Source organism: Qipengyuania flavescens (assembly GCF_029688735.1).
Taxonomy (GTDB): Bacteria; Pseudomonadota; Alphaproteobacteria; order Sphingomonadales; family Sphingomonadaceae; genus Qipengyuania.
The window spans coordinates 17,891-41,422 of the sequence record NZ_JARULD010000007.1; the positions used below are offsets into that span (position 1 = coordinate 17,891).

At 58.6% G+C, this 23,532-nt stretch carries 24 protein-coding genes and 1 pseudogene; 12 read left to right on the forward strand and 13 right to left on the reverse strand.

From position 1 onward, the window contains the following. Window positions 1-262: 262 nt before the first annotated feature. The gene (locus P8R33_RS14455; protein ID WP_278329682.1) at window positions 263-1,573 is read right to left on the reverse strand and encodes a S1 family peptidase; all 1,311 of its coding nucleotides are present in this window, start codon (window positions 1,571-1,573) and stop codon (window positions 263-265) included. 877 nt (window positions 1,574-2,450) lie between these two features. Between P8R33_RS14455 and P8R33_RS14460 the strand changes: the two genes are divergently transcribed. Both P8R33_RS14460 and P8R33_RS14465 read left to right on the forward strand, forming a co-directional pair. Then, complete coding sequence (locus P8R33_RS14460) at window positions 2,451-3,008, forward strand: hypothetical protein (protein WP_278329683.1); 558 nt, start codon at window positions 2,451-2,453, stop codon at window positions 3,006-3,008. A 377-nt stretch (window positions 3,009-3,385) separates the two neighbouring features. After that, window positions 3,386-4,276: a hypothetical protein gene (locus tag P8R33_RS14465; RefSeq protein WP_278329684.1), complete on the forward strand. Its 891-nt coding sequence runs from the start codon at window positions 3,386-3,388 to the stop codon at window positions 4,274-4,276. 271 nt (window positions 4,277-4,547) lie between these two features. On the opposite strand, the gene P8R33_RS14470 is transcribed toward P8R33_RS14465, so the two are convergent. Together P8R33_RS14470 and trhO are read right to left on the reverse strand one after the other, a co-directional pair. After that, window positions 4,548-5,213, reverse strand: coding sequence for a glutathione S-transferase (locus tag P8R33_RS14470; protein ID WP_413775939.1), 666 nt, complete (start codon window positions 5,211-5,213; stop codon window positions 4,548-4,550). Beyond that, complete coding sequence (gene trhO, locus P8R33_RS14475) at window positions 5,197-6,189, reverse strand: oxygen-dependent tRNA uridine(34) hydroxylase TrhO (protein WP_413775937.1); 993 nt, start codon at window positions 6,187-6,189, stop codon at window positions 5,197-5,199. Before trhO ends, P8R33_RS14470 begins: the two co-directional genes overlap by 17 nt. A 161-nt stretch (window positions 6,190-6,350) precedes the next feature. Between trhO and P8R33_RS14480 the strand changes: the two genes are divergently transcribed. Beyond that, window positions 6,351-6,689 (forward strand): hypothetical protein, encoded by a 339-nt coding sequence (locus tag P8R33_RS14480; RefSeq protein ID WP_230832761.1) that lies wholly within the window; start codon window positions 6,351-6,353, stop codon window positions 6,687-6,689. A gap of 164 nt (window positions 6,690-6,853) precedes the next feature. Here the strand turns inward: P8R33_RS14480 and P8R33_RS14485 are convergent, their stop codons facing one another. From P8R33_RS14485 to P8R33_RS14495, 3 genes are read right to left on the reverse strand one after another with little or no spacing between them, the layout of a single operon-like run. Beyond that, window positions 6,854-7,684: a DAPG hydrolase family protein gene (locus P8R33_RS14485; RefSeq protein ID WP_230832762.1), complete on the reverse strand. Its 831-nt coding sequence runs from the start codon at window positions 7,682-7,684 to the stop codon at window positions 6,854-6,856. Continuing rightward, window positions 7,681-9,024 (reverse strand): FAD-binding oxidoreductase, encoded by a 1,344-nt coding sequence (locus tag P8R33_RS14490; protein WP_230832763.1) that lies wholly within the window; start codon window positions 9,022-9,024, stop codon window positions 7,681-7,683. Before P8R33_RS14490 ends, P8R33_RS14485 begins: the two co-directional genes overlap by 4 nt. Then, on the reverse strand, window positions 9,021-9,713 hold the full coding sequence (locus tag P8R33_RS14495) for a TetR/AcrR family transcriptional regulator (RefSeq protein ID WP_230832764.1): 693 nt from the start codon (window positions 9,711-9,713) through the stop codon (window positions 9,021-9,023). Before P8R33_RS14495 ends, P8R33_RS14490 begins: the two co-directional genes overlap by 4 nt. A gap of 261 nt (window positions 9,714-9,974) precedes the next feature. On the opposite strand from P8R33_RS14495, the gene P8R33_RS14500 reads away from it, so the two are divergent. Together P8R33_RS14500 and P8R33_RS14505 are read left to right on the forward strand one after the other, a co-directional pair. Further along, window positions 9,975-10,967 (forward strand): glutathione S-transferase N-terminal domain-containing protein, encoded by a 993-nt coding sequence (locus tag P8R33_RS14500; protein WP_230832765.1) that lies wholly within the window; start codon window positions 9,975-9,977, stop codon window positions 10,965-10,967. Between the two features lie 26 nt (window positions 10,968-10,993). Further along, the gene (locus P8R33_RS14505; RefSeq protein WP_278329686.1) at window positions 10,994-12,766 is read left to right on the forward strand and encodes an arylsulfatase; all 1,773 of its coding nucleotides are present in this window, start codon (window positions 10,994-10,996) and stop codon (window positions 12,764-12,766) included. 60 nt (window positions 12,767-12,826) lie between these two features. Here P8R33_RS14505 and P8R33_RS14510 read toward each other — a convergent pair whose 3' ends face one another. From P8R33_RS14510 to P8R33_RS14535, 6 genes are read right to left on the reverse strand one after another with little or no spacing between them, the layout of a single operon-like run. Further along, on the reverse strand, window positions 12,827-13,477 hold the full coding sequence (locus tag P8R33_RS14510) for a 2-hydroxychromene-2-carboxylate isomerase (protein ID WP_230832767.1): 651 nt from the start codon (window positions 13,475-13,477) through the stop codon (window positions 12,827-12,829). Further along, complete coding sequence (locus P8R33_RS14515; protein ID WP_230832768.1) at window positions 13,477-13,887, reverse strand: DUF1330 domain-containing protein; 411 nt, start codon at window positions 13,885-13,887, stop codon at window positions 13,477-13,479. The genes P8R33_RS14510 and P8R33_RS14515 overlap by 1 nt, the downstream gene beginning before the upstream one ends. Beyond that, window positions 13,888-14,793 (reverse strand): haloalkane dehalogenase, encoded by a 906-nt coding sequence (locus P8R33_RS14520; RefSeq protein WP_230832769.1) that lies wholly within the window; start codon window positions 14,791-14,793, stop codon window positions 13,888-13,890. It lies immediately after the preceding gene. Continuing rightward, window positions 14,790-15,686, reverse strand: a complete 897-nt coding sequence (locus P8R33_RS14525) for a haloalkane dehalogenase (RefSeq protein ID WP_230832770.1) — start codon at window positions 15,684-15,686, stop codon at window positions 14,790-14,792. The genes P8R33_RS14520 and P8R33_RS14525 overlap by 4 nt, the downstream gene beginning before the upstream one ends. 59 nt (window positions 15,687-15,745) lie before the next feature. Continuing rightward, on the reverse strand, window positions 15,746-16,660 hold the full coding sequence (locus P8R33_RS14530; RefSeq protein WP_413775940.1) for a formylglycine-generating enzyme family protein: 915 nt from the start codon (window positions 16,658-16,660) through the stop codon (window positions 15,746-15,748). After that, window positions 16,660-17,280, reverse strand: coding sequence for a TetR/AcrR family transcriptional regulator (locus P8R33_RS14535; protein WP_230832772.1), 621 nt, complete (start codon window positions 17,278-17,280; stop codon window positions 16,660-16,662). The genes P8R33_RS14530 and P8R33_RS14535 overlap by 1 nt, the downstream gene beginning before the upstream one ends. Window positions 17,281-17,394: 114 nt before the next feature. Here P8R33_RS14535 and P8R33_RS14540 point away from each other — a divergent pair, with 114 nt between their 5' ends. The 6 genes from P8R33_RS14540 to P8R33_RS14565 all read left to right on the forward strand — a co-directional run bounded on the left by P8R33_RS14540 (window position 17,395) and on the right by P8R33_RS14565 (window position 22,474). Then, window positions 17,395-17,646, forward strand: a complete 252-nt coding sequence (locus P8R33_RS14540; protein ID WP_230832773.1) for a hypothetical protein — start codon at window positions 17,395-17,397, stop codon at window positions 17,644-17,646. A gap of 3 nt (window positions 17,647-17,649) precedes the next feature. After that, window positions 17,650-18,282, forward strand: coding sequence for a hypothetical protein (locus tag P8R33_RS14545; RefSeq protein ID WP_230832774.1), 633 nt, complete (start codon window positions 17,650-17,652; stop codon window positions 18,280-18,282). Next, window positions 18,279-18,737: a hypothetical protein gene (locus tag P8R33_RS14550; protein WP_230832775.1), complete on the forward strand. Its 459-nt coding sequence runs from the start codon at window positions 18,279-18,281 to the stop codon at window positions 18,735-18,737. The genes P8R33_RS14545 and P8R33_RS14550 overlap by 4 nt, the downstream gene beginning before the upstream one ends. Then, on the forward strand, window positions 18,734-20,362 hold the full coding sequence (locus P8R33_RS14555) for a sulfatase-like hydrolase/transferase (protein WP_278329687.1): 1,629 nt from the start codon (window positions 18,734-18,736) through the stop codon (window positions 20,360-20,362). Before P8R33_RS14550 ends, P8R33_RS14555 begins: the two co-directional genes overlap by 4 nt. 844 nt (window positions 20,363-21,206) lie before the next feature. Next, complete coding sequence (locus P8R33_RS14560) at window positions 21,207-21,827, forward strand: cytochrome c oxidase assembly protein (RefSeq protein ID WP_224801990.1); 621 nt, start codon at window positions 21,207-21,209, stop codon at window positions 21,825-21,827. After that, complete coding sequence (locus tag P8R33_RS14565; protein ID WP_224801991.1) at window positions 21,824-22,474, forward strand: cytochrome b; 651 nt, start codon at window positions 21,824-21,826, stop codon at window positions 22,472-22,474. Before P8R33_RS14560 ends, P8R33_RS14565 begins: the two co-directional genes overlap by 4 nt. Here the strand turns inward: P8R33_RS14565 and P8R33_RS14570 are convergent. Further along, window positions 22,398-23,120: a c-type cytochrome gene (locus P8R33_RS14570; RefSeq protein ID WP_224801992.1), complete on the reverse strand. Its 723-nt coding sequence runs from the start codon at window positions 23,118-23,120 to the stop codon at window positions 22,398-22,400. The genes P8R33_RS14565 and P8R33_RS14570 overlap by 77 nt on opposite strands. A 230-nt stretch (window positions 23,121-23,350) precedes the next feature. Between P8R33_RS14570 and P8R33_RS14575 the strand changes: the two are divergent. Continuing rightward, window positions 23,351-23,532, forward strand: a pseudogene (locus P8R33_RS14575) (c-type cytochrome); the annotation flags it as partial.

The following is a 23,532-nucleotide window of genomic DNA, read 5'->3' on the forward strand; positions in this document are numbered from 1 at the left end:
CAATTAGGGTGCGGCCGCCGACGGATCGATGACCTACCTGGAAGACCACCCAGCGATGATGGTGGACGCCAAGACTACCTATATCGTGATCGGCCGCGCGAGCCACAATGAGGCAACTACATCGCCAACCGCAAGAAGGTGGCCGACGCGCTCGAGTTGCGCTCGGGTGAGCGACAGACGGCGTCGAACGATCTACGTAGCTGTGAATTTAGACCAGAACGAAAGCCGCTGCGCAACCACGCAGCGGCTTTCTAACAGTCGATCACGGGGAAGTTATCAGCTCGGCGGTAGCGGCTTTAAACACACGATCAATTGGCATGTAGATAGCGACGCTGTTGAATCCCGCGTCGCCTTCAGGTCCAGCAGTATGCACGCCCACAGCTCTTACTCGTTGAGACGAACCCGGATATACGAACCAAGCGCCACCACTATCTCCAGGCTGAGAAATGTCAGACTGATAGGTTTTGCTTACTTTGATCCACGGTTGACCGTAGGTTCCACCATAGGGATAATCAGCATCAACAATCTGACCGCAAGTGATACCTGTCTTGGCACCTGACTTGCAAACAACTGTGCCTTCAGTTTGAGATGCGTACGAGTTCATACCCGTAACCTCAAACCATTCGGGGTTAGTAAATTCAGGTATGTTCTCGGCTTCCCAAGCATATACCCACGACGCGGTGTTCATCGACCCTATATCGAGAATCTGAAAATCATGCGATGAATCCCAACGCTTAAAGAGCGGACTCTTCAGAGTAATCCAGTGATTGTTATAATAAAGATGCTGGGGAAGATTACAGTGTGCCGACGTCAACACGGCCGGTTTTTTTGCAAGTCCGTATCGAACCGAAAATCCTATAGTGCACCGAAGGGAGTTTGGGTCTTTTGCAGGGTAGATGGTATATCCAGCGGTCGCCCAGTCACCTGGCTGCACACCTTCCGGACCACTTTGTGACGGGCGAGGAAGAGCCCCTGCCACGAACCTCACTTCGGATTTAATATTACTTGGAACCCGTGCGGCAAGTTCTTCCTGCATGGCATTAGTCGGAACATAGACCGTAAATATTTCTTCGTCATTATCATAGGTGACGACGAACGGGGCTTCTCCTGCCCTGACATCAACACGTTTTCCTCCATTGAGGCTCTCTTCCAGTCGCCGCATTTCTCCTTTGCGGGCACTCTTTGAACGTTTGACCTGCTTGATTTGAACATAGCGCCTAATTTTTGGATCAACCGACTGGAGAAAAGCTTTTCGATCTGACTTATCAGCAAAGCTTACGATGATTTTAAATGTAGGTTCGTGCTGTATTTCGATGTCGGAAAACGTTGGATCATCTGAATTATTCAATCGTTCAGCAAGCTTTCCGACCTCATCCTGAAGCGCAATCCTTTCTGCTGCTTCTGTCTCGGAAAGTTTATAGACTTGCATGAGGTAAGTGACGGCAGGATTTCGACCACCATCATCTGTTTGAGTTCCCAGAGGTGGTGGTGTGGGAGCTTCGGCTACTTGTTGTGCGGATGCGGCGGTGAAAGCAAATGCCGCTACTCCTGTAAAAATCGCCAGCTTCTTCATCCTCCATCTCCTTACTAATTATCTCTCGTCCGTATTATGAGCTGCTGATATCGATCCTTCCTCTCCGACAATAAGAAGGTCTCCATCTTTGTTCATAATCTTAGGGCCAGCTTTCATGATATCGAGAAACGCCAGTTCTTCCGGCGTCCGGCCACGCTCACAGACCGGTATAGGGACCATATTATTGACAAGCACTGTGGAGGAGGATCGCTCAATCTCCCAAACCCATGTTATACAGCCAGATATCGCCTCTAGTTCAGCTTCTTTTAAGTTTAGGCTGATAGGTGGCATGACAGCGATATTTTTGTCATTTATTCGCGAAACTTGCCAAGTGCCTAGAAGTTTACCTGATTCTGGAATCAAGTCTGCTTGATTTGTGGCAGGATCAATTGAACCGCTCCGATCACAGCTAGCGCTAGCAAGCGCAGCGCATGCCAGAATAACGGAAGATAGGGTTCGCGATCTAATCTGCATAATATTTGCTTTCAAATTTCTATTCTAACGCTTTTGTCGTAGAAGGTTTCCAGTAGGTTTGCTGCTTCAAAACCGCTTAATGGTGACACCCATCAGCGCCGGCAGAAGCGCCCAACCCGCAGCGATGATATTCCTGTTTAATGTTGTCGCTGCGGTTTCGGGAAGATGGTAGCTTTCACGAAATTGGAATATTTTTGCGAGGCCATCCCGCAAAGAATGGCCGTTTTTCGGCTATCCCGACCTAGAAGTTAACGGTCGCAAAACCACCTCAATATTGGACGTTCGATCGATCTGGTGCCCGCGCCGAAGGCAGACCGGCAGCTATCCCGCCGACCCGGCCAAAACCGGACTGATCGCTAACGACTCCCTTGCGGACTCTGGCTGCCTATGATCACATAACTTGATGAGGCTGCCCTATCTTCTGTTGCTGGCTCTCTGCTCTTGTAGCCCGCCTGAAGCTGCCTTGCGGTCGGATATTGGAGACGGTGCGCTTCGTCCGGCTAAAGTTTATCCCGACGAGGAGATATCCGTTACACTCTGGCAAGCGCAAGGTGATCCTCCGGATCAAATATCTATCGTAATCAAGCCAGATCACACTCTGCGCGTCGAAAGATACGACGTCGACCGGTCCAAAGAACGATCCGAATTGATCACTCACACGCTGGACACCGAGCACGTAAGCGAACGGCTTTTTAAAGAGCTGCGGACGAGGCTTAGCGTCTATCGCCCACCGGAACTAGCAAAGGACGAGCCAATAATGTTCCCTAGAGGCTGCGGCTTCATCAGCCACAGTCAGGGCGTCATCAACGTTGGTTTCGAAGACGCGAGTGGTAAAAGCGGATACTTCGTGCTGCAGGAAGGATGCGTGGGACCAAGTGCGGCGAGGACCAAGGCTGACCTTAAGGACATCCTTTCTAAGCTTCCCGAACTTGATGGGGCCGAAGGTTACGGGTGGCGTTGATCGTGAGGGTGGCAGCTATCTACCCCGATCTCTGACATCTCGGGGCCGACCAGAATGCCCATGAAGCGAATGTCGCTGAAGCCTGACGGCTATGTCCGTTTTCGGGAGCCGTGGCCGGTTAGGCTAATGAAAGAGATGGGGCGCGAAGCGGACATCACGAATGCTGAGCTTGAAGATGCTTGGGCTGCTTAACGCGAGCATCCTATAACCGGTTGTAAGTTCTTGCCGGTAGAGGTGCTATTATGTCCAACTCACCAACATCGATGCAGTCGGACCGTGTCCAGAAGATCGTATTGACTAACGATCAGATGAGGTGGCGCGCGTTTTGGGCAAACACTCAATGGCACGAGCATACTTTCCGCAAAGTCTTGCGTCGGATGGGTTTCGAACAGTCCTTCCCCATAGAACTGGCAGGCGGTCGCAGGTTCACAAATATAGCCCTAAGTGTGCTCGACTTCCAGCAGGCATCTGGATCCGGACCTCGGCTGCTCATTCCGATAGATCCCCAGTCCCATCCGGACGAGCGCGCGATTGAGGCATCGCTTGCCCGATCCATCGGACTGATGCTCGCGGACGCGGCGATGTACGATCAGATCTGGGTCGATACCTACAGCAAACTCCTGCCCCGGTTTGCAAAGAGGCCGAAAGCTTCCTTAGAACGGATGGATTTCGCGGAAGGGTCTCATGACGGCCTTATGCTGCATGCCGAGTTTCTTCGCCTCGATCACGATTTTTCGACAACCCGATCGAGGCGGATTGCTTCCGATATCGAAGAGCTGATCGAGGCGATTGACTTCGACCTTCGCGAACATGATCGCAATGTCGCTGCCCTGACAGTTGACGAATCGGGATCTCGTCGAAGAAAGATCACAGGTCTTGCCGCCCATGTTCTCGAGCTCGCTGGCATCAGCCCGGACGAACTGCCGTTGCTCTTCAATGACGATGGTGATCAACCCTTCACATCGGTCGATGGCTCTCTCCCGTTTTCCGCGGGGCGGTTCTATTGGATGAGAGGAACGCTCGAGTGCTCGCTCGAATTGCGCAAAGGCCGGTGCTGGATCGATGGCAGAAGGGTCATACTTTCGCACCCTTCCAATCTTCCTGCGACAACCCTTTCGTCCTGTGTCGGACGGCCACTATATACCTTGCTACAGATTGAAGGGTTGCAATTCGACGCAACTATAAAAAAGGTCCACGTGGACAGAGGTTGCATCGTAATGGAAATCGATATGCTTACGCATGAGTTCAGAACAAATCGCTTAAGATAAAACGAACAAATTCCGTTCAGATTTTTGCAATACGCGGCCGTACGACCATGAGGAGGTTCGATATACCTACACCCGGCCCATCGATTGCTGTGGATATGGTGCAGGAATGGCAGGAACTGGGCCGATTGCGGACTGGCAGGTTTCAGGAAATGATTGGGGGACAGCCGCCATTCTTAGGTTTCCGGTCAGTAGGCCGCTCCCGCCAACATTCCGGTAATTCCAACCGGCGAACAAACGCCCCGAAAGCTGCCGACCGATCATCTGCTCGTTGTCAGGAGCGCCAATCGCCTGGACTGAGCTGAGGCAGCGTGACGGCAAGCGGGGAATCATCCGGCGACCAGGTGGTTGCCCGCGCCATGATCGTCGCGAACAGTCCGGAGGCCAGGTGACCGGCCAGCCAGCCCTGGAGATGCGGCAACGGTAGAGCGCTGAACCATTGCCGGTCGACGGCTGCGAACTGCCGCACGAAAGGCATAATCGCAGCGTCCGTCAGCCCGCGGGCAGGCCCGCATAGCTGGCCCACACCGGCCAGGCGTCCGTCAATCTCGCGCAGGAACGCCAGGCCACTTTCGCGATGCGCGCGCGCGTCCGCGCTGCAATACTCGGGATACTTGTAGCAGTCGAGGTCACGTTTGAACGGGCCATCGTTCATCGCGATCAGCTCCGCGTCGTCCCGCGCCAGCCAGCCTTCGGGATCCCGGTTCGCGAGGGCCCAGCGCATGATGTCGAGGCTCTCATCCAACACTGCTCCGCCTGGCAGGACGAGCACGGGAACGGTCCCCTTGGTCGAGGCGTCCAACATCGCCTGGGGCTTGGCTGAAAGCTTGACCTCGCGCAGTTCACCGCGCGTTCCGCTCACCGCCAGCGCCAGCCGCGCCCGCATCGCGTATGGGCAGCGCCGAAAACTGTAGAGAACCGGATCAGTCGGTGTGACCATCATGCAGCTTTATCTGAACTGCGCCGATGTGAGCGCGACCCTGCGCGGCCGCGAGCAGTTCCTGGCGGTGGCGTTCGCGGCAGGACGCACGCTGCTGTTCGCTCCTCTCGGAATGGCACGCAGGGCAACTTACCCCCGCTTCGTAGAGTGGTGATGCAGCGTCACCTGCACTGACCGGGCGCCGGCAGGCGTGGCAAAGTGTGTAAGTGCTCTGGGCGAGACCGTGGCCGATCGTTACCCGCTGGTCGAACACGAAGCACTCCCCCCGCCAAAGGCTCGCTTCCGCGGGAACCGTCTCCAGGTACTTCAGGATTCCGCCCTTGAGGTGGAAGACCTCGTCGACGCCCTCCTGCTTCAGGAAGGCAGTGGACTTCTCGCAGCGAACCCCGCCGGTGCAGAACATCGCGACCCTCGCAGGCTTTCCCCCCTTGATGTAATCGGGGCCCAGCAGCCTTTCGCGCTCGTGGCGAAACCATGCCGGGAAATCGCGGAAGCTCGTTGTCTGCGGATCGATCGCGCCTTCGAACATTCCCACTGCCACCTCGTAGTCGTTGCGTGTGTCGATCACGATGGTGTCGGGGTCCGCGATCAGGGCGTTCCATTCCTGCGGCTCGACGTAGGTTCCGGCGCTCGCCCGAGGATCAATCTCGGGCTGGCCCATCGTCACGATCTCGCGCTTTAGGCGTACCTTCATGCGATGAAACGGCATCGCCGATGCGCCCGACAGTTTGACGTCGAGTTCAGCGCAGTCCGGCAGGGCGCGAATGGCCTCCAGGACTCTGGTGATCCCTTCAGACGGTCCGGCAATCGTGCCGTTGATGCCCTCAGGGGCAAGAAGCAACGTGCCGCGAACCCGTTGCTCACGGCACAGGCGCTCAAGTGGCGCTTTCAAACCCTCGCAATTCTCGAACCGAGTGAAGCGGTACAGGGCTGCCACGTGCAGAGGCTCATGGGATTCGCGCGGAAGCATGTGCATGTCAGGTCCCATAGCGTCATGCAGAAGGCGCGTCAGCTATCACGCCCAACCCGCGTGCTGCACAATGGTCGATGCGATGGCGAACTCCCAGGCAGGAAAGGCTGGTGTGGTAATTCTGACCCCACCCGCTAGAGGCGGGCCGCGCAAATTGAGGCAGACGCATGGCCCGCAGACATTCGAAACACGATCCCTATGGCCACTTGCATAGCGAGGAGGAGGCTCCGGCGCCGGCGGTACCCTGCTGGTTATGCGGTCGGCCGACTGGCAAGGCCATTGTCTGGCATCATCCCGTGCCCAAGAGCCGGGGCGGGCGAGATGTTGTGCCCACGCACCCCCTTTGCCAGCAGACGCTGATCGCCAATTTCACCAATTCCGAACTGCAGCGCCATGGGATGGATGTGGAGGGCCTTCTGGCCAACCCCAGCGTGCGCAAATTTGTCGATTGGGTGGCGAACAAGGACCCCAATTTCACCGCGACCTCGGCGAAGAAGCAACGCTGAATTATTATGTATCCGACACAGCGCTGGTGTCGTCAACCGCCAACAAATCGGCTCTTAACGAGTTCAAAGGATCTCGCTGGAATCAGCCATACGTTCAGGCGGTTTCTGCGGCGGGCGAACGGCCAGCATTGGCGGCCGAATTACCCCGTAGTGGCTCTAACGAGCTATTCGGCGTCTTTGAATTCGCCGAACAGCTCCGGCAGGAAGGATGCCAGATGCGGCATCTCCTGCGCGCAGTGGACGAGCAGCGCACGGGCATCACTTTCCGTTACACTCAGCACACGCTTGGCAACGACTGCGGCCATACCACCAATGAGGTTGCGCCCTGCGACGTGCCTGCCGCCCATCCAGAAGCGCGACCGCATCTCGCTGCCTCCGGGAACCGCGCGGACATGGTGCGCCAGATAGCCGATGTCGATCGGGGCGTCGCCAAGGCCGATCTGGGCGCAGATGATGGTGGCCTGTTGGTCGTCGTCCAGACTCTTGTCAGTGAAACCAAGCGTCGCGGGCGGCACAAAGCGAATCGCGCCGCGGATCAGATCGCTACCGATATATTCGTCAACGATTGACGTCTGCCCGACATAGAGCACGCGGCCGCTGGCGCCAGCGGGCGGCGTTTCGCGCCAGCCGACATGCACATGCGCCTGCGGATGCCACAGCTTATACTTAGACGCAGCATCGCCGTGCCAGCCGAACCACCAATCGACCATCGCCGGGGTGACGCTCGGCATGGCGGAGCGCACGCTGACTCGCATGCCGCCGTCGCTGGTCAGCACAAAGCCGTCTTCCAGCACAGCCTCTCCGCCAAACAGGTTGGTAGTCGCCTGATCGATGTCCGGCAGCAGAATGTCCGGCACCCCGCCTCGATCAAGCGCGGCGCACACATGCGGTGCCAGCGGGGCAAGCTCTGGGTTGAAGAACCGGGCATAGGGCGCGGCGCGATCTGCCTCGCGATAGCCCAGATAGCGCCCTGCAATCGGCTTACTGCTTTTCATGATACACGCCCCATATAAGCATTGAACCGGCCTTCGGGATCAAACTTGGCGCGCAATGCGTCCAGCCGTTCCAGATTGGCTGGGGCCATGAACGGCATCGGCCTGCGCCCCAGGTTTTCATCAGCGAGCTGAATGCCGACACTGTACGCTTGCAAGGCCCGCATATGGTCGGTCGCCCAGCCTTCATCGGCGGGTGCCCCCGCCTTGCCGCGCAGCCCGCCATAAAGCGCGAGATAGGTGCGCGCTTCAAGTGAGAAGGCCATGTCGGGTCGCGACGGCGGTGCGTTCCAGTTGAGCCATAAGGCATGGCTGGGTGCGGTCGGCTGACTGTCTGCAATCTTGCGGAGCGCGGGCAGCATCGGATCGATCGGATCATTCATCCACATGCTGTCGGCGGTCCAGCGGGTGTTGGGCAGAAACAGCATCTTTTCGCCGGTCTTCATCATCATGTTGAGCGACATTGGCATCAGCGGCAGGGTCAGGCTGGCCTTTTTGCGCAGCGGGCTCCTGTCGATGAACGCTACCGCCTCGCGCGCGTCGCTCCAGCGATCGGTAAGCACCGGGGCCAGGACTTCGATCCCATGCGCAAAGATTCCGGTCGCCCGCCGGTTGAACACCAGCTGGAATTCGACCGAAGGGGACACATCCGGTCCCGCTTTATCTGCCCAGGCCATCACCTCTTCCAGATGGCGCATGCGGAAAATCTGCAGCTTCAAGCCGACAAATTTGGGTCGGCGGTGGAGCTTCAGATGGAAGCGAACCACGACACCGAAAAAGCCTGGCCCAGCGCCCCGCGCGGCCCAGAGTAATTCCGGATTTTCCTGTTCGCTGGCATGCACCAAGGTGCCATCGGCGAGAACGACATCGATGCCGATGACGCTCTGGCACGCAAGCCCCGACGCCCGACTGTTCCAGCCAAAGCCGCCTTGCAGCAGGAAGCCGCCCATGCCGACAGTATAGGCATGCGCGACAGGAAAGAAGAGGCGGCGCTTGGCCAGCGCGGCATTGAGTTCACCCGCAAGGCAGCCCGGGCCGATGACCGCGGTGTCGTCAGCTTCGTTGATGGCAATGCCGTTCAATCGCGACATTTCGAGCAGCATCCCGCCATCGCGGATGTGGTTTTGCGCCCAGCTATGCCCGCCCGAACAGATGCCGATTGTCAGGCCTTCATCATGCGCGCGCTTCACGGCTGCGATGACCTCTTCAACGTCATTGACCTGCACGATCCGATCGGGACGGCGACCCGGGTCTTGCGCATTGAAGCTGGTGCCGAGCAGCGCCGCGTCAAAATCCGGCGAGCCCTTGTCGATCACGACGCCCCGGCTCGCTGTGCGCTTCATCGCATGTCTCCTGTTTGTGATTGCGGGGATGGAGGCAGCGCCAGCCAGCGCATCGGCAATTCGGGTGGGGGCGGAAAATCAAAGGCCGCATGCGCCAGCCGCTTCGCTTCGGCTGCATCGAGACCCAAATATGTCAGAAGCTGGGCGGTTGCCGGATCAATCTTGGCGAAACCCAAGGTGCCCCGATGCAGATCGAGTGCCAGCCCCGTAATTGCGCCTGCGACTATCGAGGTAGCAAGATCGACGTCAGCCACCGTGAAGAGACCACGCGCGACGCCCTCTTCAATGTCCATTTTCAACCGCAACCGCAACTCGGCGCCCAACCGGTCAGACGGCAAGCCAACGTCAAACATCAACCTTCCGAAGCCGGGCTGCTCGGCCACGATCCGTAAGGTCTGACGGGTGATCCGCGCAAAACGCGCGGCCGGGTCGTCACGGTCATTTCCGTGTATCGCCATCGCCGCCGCGTGCGTGGCGCCAAGCAACTCGCCCAGATCGCCGATCAGCGCGGCCACGTCGGGATAGTAATTGTAGAAGCTCGCATGCACCAGACCGGCATGGGCGGTGATCTGACGAAGGCCAAGTGCTGCCGCGTCCGCTTCCATCAACAGGGCTTGGGCGGAAATCAGCAACTGATCGCGGGTTCGCTCGCGCTTTGTGCCGGAGCGGCTTTCTAAGGTGGGCATCATAACAAATGACATAATGTCATTAATGACATACTGTCAATATATGCGATTGGGATTTGCGGTGCTCATCCCATGCCTTGAATGCTCCAGATTTTGGCGAAGAGGTGGCTTGATGCCGCCTAGCGGACAATATGGCATTGATGGTGTCATTATTTCGCGATACGTATGATGGTAAGCAATGTCGTCATCGCGGGTCTGGAGGCCAAGGGCATCAAAAGCATGGCGCAGTTGACCCGCGACAAAATGAAACAAGGCACCACCCCAATGTACACAATCAACGGCGCACTCGGTTCGCCCTATTCGATGAAAATCCGCGCGCTGATGCGTTATCGCCGCATCCCGCATCTTTGGGTCCACGGGCCGGACTCGCGCGAGGCGCTGACCAAGGTCAGGGCTCCTGTCATCCCGGTGATGGAATATCCCGATGGCAACTTCCACAATGATTCAACGCCGCTGATCTATGATCTGGAGGCGCGGCACGCCGAACGATCGGTTGTCCCGCCTGATCCCGCGTGCGCCTTTATCGCGCACCTGATCGAAGACTTTGCCGATGAGTGGGTGACCAAGGCGATGTTCGGCTATCGCTGGCTGGAGGAGGTGGACCAGATCCAGATGAGCCGCTGGCTGGCGTTCGATGCGATGAAGGGCGGCGGGCTGCAGCAGAGCCAGGGCTTTGCCGAACAATTCCGCGCGCGGCAGGTCGGGCGGATGGCGATTGTCGGCTGCACGCAGGAAAATTTCCCGCTGATCGAGGCCTCGACCCACGCATTGCTCGACGCGCTTGAGGCGCATGTGGTTGACCGCCACTTCCTGTTCGGCACCCGCCCCAGCCTCGCCGAATTCGGCATGTACGGGCAATTGTCACAGCTCGGCGTTGACCCGACCGCGCAGGCGATGATGCGCAAGAACTATCCCTATAGCTATCGCTGGCTGCTCCATATCGACGATATGTCGGGGATCGAAGGCGAATGGGATGCGGCGGACGCGCCCTTTGCGCCGATCATCACCGCCTGGCTGAAACAGGTGGGCGAAATCTACATGCCCTTCCTCCTCGCCAACGCTGCCGCGATCGAAGCGGGCAAAGAGACCTTCAGCATCACCGCCATGGGCCTGCCGTACACGCAGGGCGTGTTCAAATATCAGGTCAAATGTCTGGCGGATTTGCGCGCGCGATACGCGGCACTGGACAGCGCGGCGCGGGCGAAGGTCGATCCGCTGCTGGCGGAGGCGGGGTGTCTCGACGCTCTGCTGAGGTAATGAGGATGAAGTGTCCGGCGACCGCCTTGGCCGCCTTGGCGTTGCTGAACCCTTTCACGCTCGGCGCCCAGGCCACGGCGACGAAGCGCCCCAATATCGTCATCCTCCTTGCAGATGATTGGGGGTTTACTGATGTCGGGGCGTTTGGCGGCGAGATTGCGACGCCCAATATCGACGCGCTTGCTGCCACGGGCGTGCGCTTTTCGAACTTCCATGTGGCAGGATCCTGCTCTCCCACGCGGGCGATGCTGCAGACGGGGGTGATCAACCACCGCGCTGGCCTTGGCAATATGCCAGAGACAATCCCGCCGGAACATTTGGGTAGGCCCGGCTATGAAGCGCAACTCAACAACCGCGTAGTGACGATTGCTGACCAGCTGCGTGCTGGCGGCTACCGCACCTATCTGACCGGGAAATGGCATTTGGGCCACACGCCCGATACCTTGCCCACCGCGCGCGGCTATGATCACGCTCTCGCGCTCGCACAATCGGGCGCCGACAATTTTGAAGATAAACCCAACCTGCTGATTTATGACAAGACCGAATGGAGTGAGGATGGAAAGCCGGCGAAACTGCCCACGCGCTTCTACTCCTCGACCCTCATTATCGATAAGATGATCAGCTATATCGACAGCGGCAGGTCGAGCGGAAAGCCCTTTCTGGCATCGGTCAATTTCATCGCGAACCATATTCCGGTGCAGGCACCCGATGCTGACATAGCGGCTTATGCCGAGCGCTACACGGCGGGCTGGACCGCGCTGCGCAACGAACGCCGCGCCGCTGCGATTGCCAAGGGCGTGATGCCCGGGGGTGTTGCAATGGGGACCATGGACACAAGCGGAGACTGGTCAAAATTGTCGCCACTGGAACGGCGGCAGCGCGCAGGGGCGATGGCGGCCTATGCTGGCATGGGCACGGCGATGGACCGCGAAATCGGCCGGTTGATCGCGCATCTGAAGGCCATCGGCGCATATGAAAATACAATCTTCGTCTTTCTTTCTGACAATGGTGCCGAAGCTACGGACCCGATGGCGATGAGTGCATTCGCGCGCTGGAACACCAATCTTCAATATGATCAAAGCATCGCCCAACAGGGACGCCCGGGTTCGCTGACCGCACAAGGCGCAGGCTTTGCCAGTGCTTCCGTCTCGCCGCTGCGCGGATACAAGTTTACCGCGAGCGAAGGGGGCTTGCGTGTGCCGATGATCATAGCCTGGCCGGGCAACCCGGCGATCAAGGGCGGCAGCGTTGCGGCAGGCTTTGCGCATGTCACCGATATGTCGCCTACTTTGCTGGCGTTCGCCGGGGTCGCACCGCAGCAAGGCAGCTTTGCCGGACGTCGCGTCGAGCCAATGATCGGGTTGAACCTATCGCCAATGCTCACGGGCACTGCATCCACTGTCCATCCTACGGATCGGCCATTGGGGTATGAATTGTCGGGCAACGCTGTGCTGTTCAAGGGCGATTACAAGCTGGTCAAAAACCTGCCGCCCTATGGTGATGGCCGATGGCGGCTTTACAATATCACCGCAGATCCGGGAGAGACCAATGATTTGTCGCGCTCCGATCCGAAACGCTTTGCCGTTATGCAGGACGATTATGTCGCCTTTGCCAAGGCAAACAAGGTGCTGCCGATGCCCGAAGGCTACACGGCGCCTAGCCAGATTACCGCCAATGCCTTGCGGACTTTGCTGATACCGCGGTTGCTCAAGCTGTGGCCAGTTGCTGCGGTACTGGTGATAGCAATTGCGGCCTTGATCTGGTGGCGCAGACGACGGCGAAGGGCATCGCCAAGCTAAACTTTGCGGGCCGAGTTCATCCCTCGGCGGCAGGGCGTGCCCTATTGTGAAGAACTTCGGTCACCGTATCGCTAGTCCCTTTTGCTCCATCCGCCACTTCATCTGATCAAACCGGTCCTGCCCGAAAAACGGTTCTCCATCGAACACCATCAGAGGGACGCCATAATGACCGCCTTCGCGCTGGGCATCTTGCGATGCCTTGATCGCCTTGTCGTAATGATCGGGGTCAGTGGCGATTTTGGCGTCGAGCTCGGCCAAGTTGAGGCCCGCGCGCTCAGCGGCTTTGGCGAGGTGATCGCCCTCATGCCAGCCCTTCACTTCGCCGCCCCAGATGGTGCGGCTCACTTCATCGAGGAACGCTAGGCCCTTGCCCGCTTCAGTCGCAGCCTGACCAAGCTGGGTGAGGCGGTAGATATAGGGCTGTTCCTTGGGATACTTTCGCGTCGCCATGTCCATCACCACCGGATCGGGGCTTGGCCAGGAGAACGGAATCTCCAGAAACTCAGCACAGCGGAAGATGTCGCGCATGAAATACTGGATCCAGAGCGGATCGTTATTGTCGAAGAAATCGGGCTGGCGAACCGCGATGGGATAGACGACGCGGACGTTGCAAGCGACGTCATAATCACGCTCCAGCTCGACCAGCCGCTTCATCACGAAATAGCTGTAGGGTGAGCGAAAAGACCAATAGAGGTCGTAGGTGAAGGTCATCAGCCGATCGCCTTTGTGCGTATATTGAGCTGGCCTGCAAGCCCGGCATCGCGGTGCTTGGTGATCGCCTGATATTCAGGCGACTGAACCATCTTAAGCATTGCCGCACGCGAGGGGTATTCGGCGATCGCGACCATGTCCCACAGCTCTTCCACCTCACCCAGCATCAGGTCGGTGACCATACCGGAGAACCGCGCCTTGCCACCAACAGCGGCGAGGCAGGCCTGGACCCCCGCGCCATAGCGCAGATAAGCATCGCGCCCCGGAAGCTCCGGCTCGGACCCGTCAGCATAGGTGGCCTTGTCCTTGAACTTGAGCAGGTTGACCATACACATCGGCCCGTCTTCAGCGCCGCCGAAAAAGGCCTTGGCTTGTTCGGGGCTGGGGTGGACCAGGTTGGTGACTTTCATTCAGGGCTCCTGTGCAGCGATAAACTTGAGGATCAGGTCGACAAGCCGCTCGGGCTGATCTTCCTGACAGAAATGGCTGGCCTCGATCCGGCAATGCGGCTGACCCTTGGCTCCGGGGATCCGCCGCTGAATTTCGGCATCGAGATGCCCAAGCACCTTGTCCTGTTCGCCAAAGCAAGTGACCACCGGCTTTGTGAAGCTTTCCAACACCGCCCATGCCGCTTGGTTTTCCGCGACCGATGCGTGTTCCGGCGTTACCGGCACCAGCACGGGAAACTGGCGCGCGCCCGCCTGATAGTTTTCGTCAGGAAAAGGTGCATCATACGCGGCCACCTCGGAGCTGCTGAGTCCGCGAACGCAGCCGCCATCGACGATCCGGCCGGTCTTGAATTCGGGAGTGGCCTGACTGAATGTGCGCCAGGCATCGAACCCTGAGCCAATGCTTTCGCCCTCTGGCAGGTAGGTGTTTGAAATCACCAGCCGGGCAAAGCGATCGGGGAAAGCCGCGACCAGTCGTAGCCCGATCAACCCACCCCAATCCTGACAGAACAGCGTGATATCGCGCAGATCAAGCTTAGTCAGCCAGTCACTCATCCAGGCGACATGGCGTTCATAGCTATAGTCGGCGCCCTCAGCGGGCTTGTCTGATTTGCCGAACCCGATCAGGTCGGGTGCCAGCACGCGGTGGCCAGCCGCGGCGAGCGGGGGTACGAATTTGCGATAGAGATAGGACCAGGTCGGCTCCCCATGGAGCAAAAGGATCGGCGCGGCGTGTCTTGGCCCTTCATCCAAGTAGTGCAGGCGCATAGGCGGTGCGCTTGGCACCTCAACCTCAAGGTAATGCGGCGCGAAGGGATAATCCGTGAGGTCGGCGAAAGCGGCATCAGGGGTGCGCAGGACCTTCAAAGCTTGGCTACTTTCAGGATGCAATCGACGAAACCTTGCGGATCGTTCTCCTGGATGAAATGGCCGCCGTGCAAGGTGCAATGCGGCTGGCCCTTGGTGCCGGGAACGCGGCCGATGAACCGGGCTTCGCCGCCGCGGGTCACCGGATCGCCATCGCTGAAGCAGCACAGGAACGGCTTGTGCCATTGCTCGAACACCTGCCACGCGCGCTTCTGGTCGGGAATCGCGACATTGTTTTCAAACGGGACGAAGCTGGGGAATATCCGAGCACCGGCTTTGTAGCTGCTGTCCGGGAACGGTGCATCATAAGCTGCGATTTCCGCAGAGCTGAGCGCGCGTTTGGCCCCTACGTTGACGATGCGGCCGATCGGGAAGACGGGACTCCATTTGGAGAACGCCCGCCAGATCGCAAAGGCGCGCGGCGGGCTGCCGCCTTCGGGCAGGCCGCCATTCGACAGCGCCACGCCTGCAAACCGATCAGGCATTTCCGCGACAAGGCGCAGGCCGATCAGCGAGCCCCAGTCCTGGCAAACCAGCGTCATCCGCGTCAGGTCCAGCGCTTCGATCCACTGGCGCATCCAGCCGACGTGGCGAGCATAGCTGTAGTCAGTCTTTTTCGTTGGCTTGTCCGATTTGCCAAAGCCGATCAGGTCGGGCGCAACCACGCGAAATCCGGCCGCAACCACTGGGCCGATCATATGGCGATAAAGATAGCACCAGCTCGGCTCACCATGCATCATCAGCACCACCGGCGCATCGCGCGGCCCTTCATCGACATAGTGCACGCGCAGCTTGGTGCCTTCATCGGGATCGGTGATCTCCAGGTAGTGCGGCGCAAAGGGGAAATCGCGGATAGCCGCAAAGGCGCTATCGGGCGTGCGTAGGACTTTCACTAGGTCTCCCCTAAGATTGATATTATTGGCACTATAAGTGCCATATTACCAAAGACAGGTCAAGAAGCAGGCCCAGCCTTCGTCCCGTCTATCAGCCGGAACCCGATATGGTCGGTGCCCAGCCCGCGTTCCTGGAACTGCCGCGCGGCGGGGCGATAGCGGGCGCAATAATTGGCAGCGCACAGGTATGAGCCGCCTTTGATGACGTTGACCGGTTCGCTGGCGTCGGCGCGTGATCCTTGGGCACTGGTCCATTCCCAGACATTGCCGATCATATCGTAGAGACCGAAGCCGTTCGGCTTGAAACAGCCCACCGGCGCGCGGCCGACGTAGCCGTCGGTGTTCAGATTTTTGACCGGAAAGATGCCTTGATAGTAATTGGCTTGCGGCTGGCCTTTCGCATCAACCGGCTCCGGCAGCGCCGCCGCGCCGCCGCGCGCGGCATACTCCCATTGCTCCTCGCTCGGCAATTGCTTGCCCGCCCATTGCGCATAGGCCTCTGCATCCTGCCAGGCGATCTGGACAACGGGTTTGCGGTCTCGCCCGGCAATGCTTTCCTGCACCCCCGCAGGATGCCGCCATTGTGCGCCAGCGATCCAGCGCCACCAGCGCGGTTCCTCTTGTGACGGAATGTTAAACACCGCAGACCCAGGGACCAGCATCTCGGGCGGTGCGCCGGGAAGCTTGGGCGGATTTCGCTCGGCCATGGTCTTGTAACCGGTCGCCTTCACAAAGGCTGCGAATTCGGCGTTGGTCACTTCATGTGCGTCGATCCAGAATCCCTTGACGGTGACGCTGCGCGGCGGCCCTTCCTCGGGATAATGCGAATCATCGCCCATTACGAAGCTGCCGCCGGGCACCCAGACCATTTTGCTGTCTGGCAGACCGGCGCACGATGCGCTCGGCGGAGCGCTTGCATCTCCGCATGCAGTCAGTAGCAACGCCAGAGCAACTACAACCGCGAGACGCTGCATCAATCGTCCAGCATTCCGGCCATGGCATCGCCCAGCAAACGCCGCACGACAGCCTTCGCCTCTTCAACCGGCAGTTCCTGATCATGCCGCAGCAGCCGCCAGGTCTGGAAGCTGAGGATCACGTTCAGTCCGCGCGCGCCAGCAGTATCGGCCCGGACTGCCTGCGGCAAATGCGCCTCGATCGATTCGCTCTCAAGGCGCAGCATTCGCCGGTAATCTTGCATCAGATAGGGCGATTCAAATCGCCTGAGATTGCCTGAAATGCGGTAAGGCATGATCGTTTCGAAGACCTTGGCCCGGCGCTCGGCCAGGTCGAAGATCTTGTCCTTCCAGGTCGCACCGATCGGCGGCTGGAGCAGGATCGGCAGGATCCCTGCCTCGATCACTTCGCCCATTTCGCGGTAGAGCGCGTCCATGTCCTCGAAATGCCGAAACACCGAGCGCAGCCCCACCCCGGCGACCTCGGCCACCTTGGCGGCGCTGGGAGAGACATCGCCCTTGCCGACCAGATCGAGCAAGGCGGCGACGATCTTCGAGCGGCTCGAGCGGCTGCGTTCGCGGCGACCATCAGCCAGTTGTGCTGTCGAGCGTGATGCCAGTTTTTGCGATCCGTTGGTCATAAGCCTGTGTTTTGCGGCAATCAGGAAATGGTGCAAGCGACAAAAGCGATTGCAAATATATTTTGGCACAATTAATGCCAATAACATTCCGCTGAGCTGTTGGAAGAGGATAGAATGTCAAAACCGGTGATGATTTTGGCGGCAACGGCACTGCTGCTATCTGCCGCACCGCTGTCGGCGCAGGACAATGTGCGCGAGGCATGCATGCCGGACATCCGCCAATTTTGCTCTGCAGAATTGGGTACCTTTAGCCGCGAAAAGGTTCGCGCCTGTCTCATCAAGAACATCAGAGAAACGTCACCAGCCTGTCAAGCGGCAGCAAAGGCGCAGCGCGATGCCGAGCGCTCCAAGAAGAGGGAGAGCTAAACCATGGCTGTCTTGATCATCTGGGGCGCGGCCCTGCTGGCCTATGGAGCATTTAGGCTCTGGTATGATAATTGGTCCGGCCCGCTGAAGCCTGCGGAGATTGATGCGTTTCTTGCGCAAATGGCCGGACGGTTCGAAGGCACAGGAAACAGCCCCGAGGTCATGCGCGCATTTCTGGAAGCCGATGACGGCCGCGAGTTCGTAATGCTGAACCTGGTCAAGGCGCAAATGGAGCAGGTGGCAGACCCGAAGACCGGGCAGATGGTTCAAGGCTTTGACCTGCTCAAACGCTATTCCAAACGCTTTATGCCGGTGCTGTTGCACAATGGCGGTCACCCCGGCATGGTCGGTCGCAAAGTGGGCGGCTATGTCGATGCCTGGAACACAGAACCTGATCCAGGCTGGACGATTTTCGGGCTGATGCGTTACCGCAGTCGGCGCGACATGATGAAGCTGGTGATGGACCCGGCCTTCATGGAGGGCCATCCGGACAAGCTGCGCGGTACGCTTGCGACCTTTTCCTTCCCGGCGCAGCGGGTGGTGTCGTTCTATCTCAGCCCGCGCGTGACGGTGGCGCTGGTGCTGGCATTGATCGCGGCATTGGCGCATCTCGCGCTTTTGAGCCTTGCGGGATGAGCGCCTTCCTACCGCCGAGTACCAGTGATCAGTATCACGGCTCGCGCTATGCAGCCTGGTTTCTCGCCTTTTACGGGGTCGCCTGGATCGTGCCGGGCATGATCCACAGCTTCCTGCCCGATGGCGGCGCGGGCACCATTGCGGGGCTGGACCTGAGCCACAATCCAACAATGATTTTCGGGATGTTCGCCTGGGCGGGGGCCACGCAAATCGCGCACGGGATCGTCACGTTGATCGTGGCGCTCCGTTACCGGGCGCTTGTGCCGCTGTTCCTGTTGGTCAGCCTGATCGAACGCCTGTTGCTCAGCTGGTCAGGCTGGGTGAAGCACCTCCCCGTTAACGGCCACCACCCACCCGAACATTATGCCAGCCTGATTTCGCTGCCGGCAATTCTGCTGTTTCTGTGGCTGTCAGTGCGGCAATCGAGTCTACACCAGCCGGAGATTCTTGCATGAAAAAGCTGAAATGGATCGGGGCTTTGGCGCTGCTGGTCGGCGCTGGCTATCTGGGTTTTCAGCAGTATAAAATCTACCTTCCCGGCATTATCGGCGAATGGCGGGAACCCATTGCAGAGAATCGCCCGATCAGCTGGGCGCAGGGTCCTGCGGTGGCACCTTCAGGCGAGCGTCCGCCCAATGTCATCCTGATTGTCGCCGACGATCTGGGGATGAACGACATCTCGCTTTACGGCGGCGGTGTTGCTGGTGGCGCTGTGCCGACCCCCAATATCGATTCAATAGCCAGGCAGGGTGTCAGCTTTGCCAACGGCTATGCTGCCAATGCCACCTGTTCGCCGTCGCGCGCGGCCTTGATGACGGGGCGTTATCCGACGCGTTTCGGTTTTGAATTTACCGCCGTTCCAGCCGCCTTTGCTTCAAACCTGGCTCATAGTGGTGGCGATTCACCCTATCCACCGATCTATCATGAAGAGCTGAACCGCGATCTGCCTGCCTATGCCGACATGGGTGTGCCCAATGCGGAAATCATGCTGCCCGAGGCGCTGAAGGCCAAGGGCTATCACAATATCCATATCGGCAAGTGGCATCTGGGCGAGGCCGAACCATTACGGCCAACATCGCAGGGATTTGACGAAAGTCTTTGCATGCGTTCGGGCGGAGATCTGTTCATGGCCGAAGAAGACCCCCAGGTCGTCAACGCGAAGCTGCCATGGGATCCAATCGACCGCTTCCTATGGGCGAACCTGCCCCATGCCGTCTATTGGGGAAACAGTCAGCGGTTTCGCCCAAAGGGCCATCTGACGGACTATTTTACCGACAATGCGCTGGCCGCGATCGAGGCCAACAAGAACCGGCCTTTTTTCATGTACTTGGCCTATAATGCGCCGCACACCCCGCTGCAGGCGCTCAAAAGTGACTATGATGCGCTACCGCAGATCAAGGACCATACCCAGCGCGTCTATGGCGCGATGATCCGCCAGCTCGACCGGCGGATCGGCGATGTGATGCAAAAGCTGAAGGACACGGGGCTCGACGAGAATACTCTTGTGATCTTCACAAGCGACAATGGCGGCGCCTGGTATACCGGCATCAAGGATCACAACACGCCCTATCGCGGTTACAAAGGAACTTTCTTCGAAGGCGGCATCCATGTGCCGATGATGATGCGCTGGCCGGGCAAGATCGCGCCGGGCACGGTCCGCAACGATGTCGCCCAGCACCTCGACATGTTTGCGACCATCGCCGCGGCAACCGGTGCGAACGTGCCAGGAGATCGCAAGATGGACAGCTTCAACCTGCTGGCGGCCGGGCCGAAGCGCGAAATCACCTTCTGGCGCTCTGGCGACTACCGCGTGGTGCGCGCAGGCGATTGGAAATTGCAGGTTTCAAAGCGGCCTGACAAGGTCTGGCTGTTCAACCTCGCCATCGATCCGACCGAGCAAGTCAATCTGGCCGCCAAGGATCCCGCGCGCGTGGCGGAACTGCGCAAGTTGATTGCAGCTCAAAATGCCGGACTTCCCAAGCCGCTCTGGCCCGGCCTGCTCGAAGGTGCGATCCGGATCGACGTTCCGCTCAATGCGCCGTGGAAGAAGGATCAGGAATATGTCTATTGGGCCAACTGATCGCGCAGCGATGTTTGGGTCATGTCCGTCGCCTTTACAGCGGCCTTCACCTCTTTCCACCTAATAGCGCGTATGGCACGATAGCGCGTATGGCACGCGAAATGGCTCCGGCTGTAGAGGCCGCTCCTAAATTCGCAGACACTGACCCGCCACGCCTTTTGGATGTTGAAGTCGTTGCAATCTTTTGATGCCGATAACAACAATGGCGCATTGCTGAGATGATTTGATCCACCTGTACGAACGTCTGCTGACCGCAATCGCCTTCTAAATCCGGACTGTCGGCACCGTCCAACTTTGCCATCATTCGAGCTTCAGCAAAGCGATGTCCGCTTTCGGGTGATCGGCAAAGGGGTTGGGATGGCGGGAATGAGGGCGCGAAGCTGCCGTTGCGTGAAATGCAATTGGCGGCTGAGCCATTTTGAGCAGGTTGGATATGCCTACACTCGATCACGTATTAGCTGTGGAAGAGTGGCGGAATGGCAGGAAATGGGCCGGAAGCGGACAGTCCGCTTCTGATGCGATTCTAGCCAAAGCCGACCTTCACCTGGCTCACGGGTATGACCAGAGCAAATGCACTTCACCGATTTTGGTCTACCTACATGCCCTCGGGACCCTAAGTTCTGTCCGAGCGTATTTCATCCTAGGTTGCGATCGCTTTCTGCTCATTTCGTCGGTTTGCAGGACACCAATAGGTGTTGTGATCATTTAATTGCTGACCGAACCACACGTTCACGGGAGACGGCTGCTGCACGATTGGTTGCCCTATTGCGGAAAAGCTCCAGATCCTGGGGGCTGGTTGACCCATTGGAATTTCGCACCCGAATTGATTGCTTGCCTTCTGGTCGTGACCGGGGTCGCATATTGGCAACGCGAAAGTCTGAGAACCACGCCGACATACGCACTCCTAGCCGTCTTCTGCTTTCTCTACATCAGCCCCTTCTGCGCGCTCGGGTCCGCATTGTTCACAGTCCGCATCATTCACGATGTCATACTCGCAGCGGTCTTCGCCCCACTGCTCATTGCGGCCTTTCGGCTCGAGGACAAGAGCTTGCCCGGGACGTTGACCGTATGGACTGCGGTACATGCCATCATATTCTGGGCCTGGCATGCACCTCCATTGTACGAGCTTGCGATGAGTAGCCACGCGGTTTTCTGGCTTATGCAAATCAGCATCGTCGCTACGGCAGCAGCATGGTGGGTCAAGGTAATTCGATCGCCGGCACCAGCTGCCGCGACAGGACTGTTGGCGACGATGGTCGCAATGGGGGCACTTGGCGCGCTACTTACCTTCGCGCACCGTGCGTATTATGCGCCACATTGGCTAACGACCCGCTTGTGGGATCTCTCGCCAATAGAGGATCAGCAGATTGCGGGTATCGTTATGTGGGCCCCGGCGAGCCTGGTTTATTTAATCGCAGCCTTGACGATACTCTATCGATCGCTTGGTAGCAGAGCGCCCGCATGAGGCTACATGACCTGATCCGCAGATGGGCGGTCAGTTATACCGAGCATGGGAAGTATTCTCCGGTCGGTGTCTGGTTTCACTGGATAATGGCGGGGCTGGTGCTCTTTCAGCTAGGCTCAGGGTGGATGATGTCGCGCTATCCCGTAGGCGCCAGCAAGCTTGCCACCTACGAATTGCATAGCGAGCTGGGGCTGACCATCCTGTTTTTTGCCATTTTGAGGTTCGCTTGGCGGCTTTTTGTCCCTGATCCGGTCAATGACGCTGATGCGCCCGGCTGGCAGAGCACGGCAGCGCACATCACCCAGTACCTCTTTTATGGCTTGTTCGCGTTACTTCCGCTGAGCGGATGGGCGATGTGGTCTGCGATACAGCCGGTGCAGCCTCTGCGTCTTGCCGGATTGGTCGCGATACCGCCGATGCCCTTTCATTCGCTCTCCCCTGCGTGGCAGTATCAAGTGCTCGACTGGGCCGAAAGCCTTCATGTCCTCGGCGTTATCGGCCTCGCATTGCTGGTGCCGCTGCATGTAATAGCGGCGTTGAAACATCATTTCTGGGATCGCGATGATACGGTCAGAGGCATTCTACCGGAAATTCGAGACGACGAGACGGCTCCGGACCATAAGCAATATACGCCGCGAGTGGGCTGATCTCGTCCTCTCGCAATTTGCTGGCCGTATCGTGCATGACGTTGAGTGCATCGCCGTATCGCTCACCGTTTCGCCAGCGGCGCAATTGTTCGGCGTGGTACGCAGCGCTTTGACCAACCAGGGGTGGATTGCCGCCACCCAAGCCCAGACCGGTTTCCCCATGGCAAGATGCGCAGGACGATAGAGCGCGTTCGGGTAAGCCTGCATGGTAGATCTCGTATGCTTTCGCAATTTCGCACGAGGGTTCAGTCAAAGTCGTGCTTCCCTCCATGCCCTCGGGAAAGTCCATGGCCGCGTAATAGGCTGACACAGCCAACCGCTCCTCGGAATTTAGACGGCCTGCAAGCCAAGTCATTTGGGGATGGCTACGTTGGCCGTCCGCGTAAAAGCCCAGCTGCCGCACAAGATATCCCGTATCCATGCCCGCTATTCTCGGCACCAACGCTCCGTCGCCGCCGCCGTCCAGCCCATGACAAGTGTGGCAAGCGGCCTGCGGACCCGCGTCCCCGCCTGATAAGGCAATCAATTCGCCGGTGTCGTCGAATGGATCGTCGATCGGGGCAGGAGTGCATGACGCCAGCGCCATAGCAAAGGCGGCGACGGACAGGTTAGAGCGGAAAAGCATCGTCTGGCGGGAACGAAGCATGCAATTGTCCGGTTCCCATGGGAATGGGGAGTGTGGAGCATCGGAATTGGAAAGCCATCGTGGCCGGCGTAGCCTTAGCCGCTTGTGCAGCGCTTGCCGCATGCAAGGACCCGGTCGAGACGCGGCGAGAGCCGGCTATCGGACCGAAGGATCGCGGCTTAATAGCAATCAAGCGCGCAGGCTGTGGATCTTGCCACGAAATTCCCGGGCTGGACTGGCCATCCGGGCGCTTGGGACCATCGCTTGATGGCTTCGACGATGTCGGCTTGATAGCTGGCCAATTGCCGAACCGGCCGGACGTATTGGCGGCCTTCATCCGCAACGCACCTTCCGTGAAGGAGGGCTCTTCCATGCCGCCAATGCCAATTAGCGAGGCTGAGGCGGCAGATATCGCAGCCTATTTATATGGTCT